This window comes from Streptomyces bohaiensis (assembly GCF_012033785.1).
GTDB lineage: Bacteria > Actinomycetota > Actinomycetes > Streptomycetales > Streptomycetaceae > Streptomyces > Streptomyces bohaiensis.
Genome location: NZ_JAAVJC010000213.1, coordinates 1 through 1,954, shown reverse-complemented (window position 1 = coordinate 1,954; position 1,954 = coordinate 1). Strand labels below are relative to the sequence as shown.

2 protein-coding genes are annotated in these 1,954 nt (G+C 74.9%); one reads left to right on the top strand and one right to left on the bottom strand.

The genetic code is table 11. The annotated features are described in order from the left end of the window. Nucleotides 1–232: 232 nt before the first annotated feature. Complete coding sequence (locus HCN52_RS18780) at nucleotides 233–727, bottom strand: DUF3145 domain-containing protein (RefSeq protein WP_168089625.1); 495 nt, start codon at nucleotides 725–727, stop codon at nucleotides 233–235. A gap of 281 nt (nucleotides 728–1,008) precedes the next feature. Between HCN52_RS18780 and HCN52_RS18775 the strand changes: the two genes are divergently transcribed. Continuing rightward, entirely contained in the window at nucleotides 1,009–1,890 is an 882-nt protein-coding gene (locus tag HCN52_RS18775) for a GDSL-type esterase/lipase family protein (protein ID WP_168089624.1), read from the top strand. Nucleotides 1,891–1,954 lie beyond the last annotated feature (64 nt).

Below are 1,954 nucleotides of genomic sequence, written 5' to 3'. Positions count from 1 at the left end.
GGCCGGAACCCGTCAGGGGTTCCGCCCCACAGCCGTGTGCGGCGGCGTCCGCCGGCCCGCGCGCTCAGAGCGTGTGTGAGACCCCGGTTCGGATCGGCTCGCGGCACCGGATGCGGTCACCTGCACGGCGGAGGGGCGCCCTCGTACCGGGTGGTCTGCGGGCGTCTCTCGACAACGCAGCAGATGGCCGTAGCCGGCCTCGCGAACCCGGCGCGGGGTCTCACACACGCCCTCAGACCACCTGGTGCAGCCAGCGGACGGGGGCGCCCTCCCCGGCGTGGCGGAACGGCTCCAGTTCGTCGTCCCAGGGCTTGCCGAGCAGTCGGGTGATCTCGGCCTCCAGGTCGCTCTCCCCGAGCGCGGCGCGCGCCGTGGCGGCGCGCAGCCGGTCCTCCGGGATCATGATGTCGCCGTGCATCCCGGTGACGGCGTGGTAGATGCCGAGGCCGGGGGTGCAGCTGTACCGCTCCCCCTCCGCGGTGGCGCACGGTTCGGAGGTGACCTCGAACCGCAGGAGCTGCCAGCCGCGCAGCGCGGAGGCGAACTGGGATGCCGTGCCGACCGCCCCCTGCCAGGAGAGCTCGGCTCGCCAGGTGCCCGGCGAGGCCGGCTGTCTGGTCCAGTCGAGCCCGACCCGGGTGCCGAGCACCCCGGCCACGGCCCATTCGATGTGCGGGCACAGCGCACGCGGTGCGGAGTGCACGTACAGGACACCTCGCGTGGTCATCTGACCTCCTGCCCTTCCCAGCCGGGGCCCGGCCGGCCGGCGGCCGGACCCGAGCCGGCGCGGGGTCGCCCACGCCCGCGCGTCGTCACTCAGCGAACAGTAAACACCACAGACAGCCACATCTCGGCAAAATCGGCAGCGTGTGACGGCGGACGGATCTCTTACGCTGGTGATGCGGACCCGCGCGCCCGCAGGCCGGGCCGGGTCCCAAGTTACCGTGCGGCCCGGAGTGCCGGTTCCGCGGCGACGCCCATGTCAACCCGTCCGGAGCAGGGAGCCGAATGCCGGTCAGCCGCCCCACCCGCCCGATCCGTCCCGCCCTCGCGGTGCTCCTCGCCGCGGCGGCGCTGGCCGCGTGCTCCTCCGCGTCGGAGCCCTCCGCGACCCGCGGCGAGGCCGGCGACGACGCCCGGCACGAGGAGCTGCCCGGCCCCCGTTGGAACACCGAGCCCGCGACGGTCGCCGCCCTGGGCGACTCCATCACCACCGGTTTCGACTCCTGCGAGCTGCTGGCGGACTGCCCCGAGGTGTCGTGGGCGACCGGCACCGAGGCCGACGTCGACAGCCTCGCCGCGCGGCTGGGAGCCGAGGCGAGCTGGAACGAGGCGGTGTCCGGGGCGATGATGGCCGACCTGCCCGGGCAGGCCCGCCTCGCGGCGGCCAACGACCCGGAGCTGGTGACGGTGCTCGCCGGAGCCAACGACGCCTGTACCCGGACGCCGGACAGGATGACGGAGCCGGAGGCGTTCCGCGCCGCGTTCGCCGAGACGGTCGAGGTCATCCGCGAGGAAGCGCCGCAGGCGCAGATCTTCGTGGCCAGCGTGCCGGACCTGATGCAGCTGTGGCGGACCGGCAAGGAGGAGGACCGGGCGCGGATGGCGTGGCAGTTCGGCATCTGCCAGTCGATGCTGCGGGACGCCGCCACGGACGACGCGGAGACCCGCGAGCGGCGGGAGGCCGTCGCGGAGCGGGTGGACGCCTACAACGCGGCGCTGTCGGAGGTGTGCGCCGAGGACGTGCTCTGCCGGTACGACGACGGGGCGGTCAACGGCTACGCGTTCCAGGTGGAGGACCTCAGCGAGTGGGACTGGTTCCACCCCAGCCGCGCCGGGCAGGCCGCCCTCGCCGAGCTGGCCCACGCCGCGGTCGTGCGGGAGGACTGACCCACCGCCCGGGCCCCGCCCCGCCGCCCGTCACCGCCGCTCGACCCCGCCGCCGCCCGACCCC

Excerpts from the sequence above, each read along its gene's own strand:
- HCN52_RS18780 (WP_168089625.1), bottom strand. The coding sequence starts at position 727 with ATGACCACGCGAGGTGTCCTGTACGTGCACTCCGCACCGCGTGCGCTG.
- HCN52_RS18775 (WP_168089624.1), top strand. The coding sequence starts at position 1,009 with ATGCCGGTCAGCCGCCCCACCCGCCCGATCCGTCCCGCCCTCGCGGTG.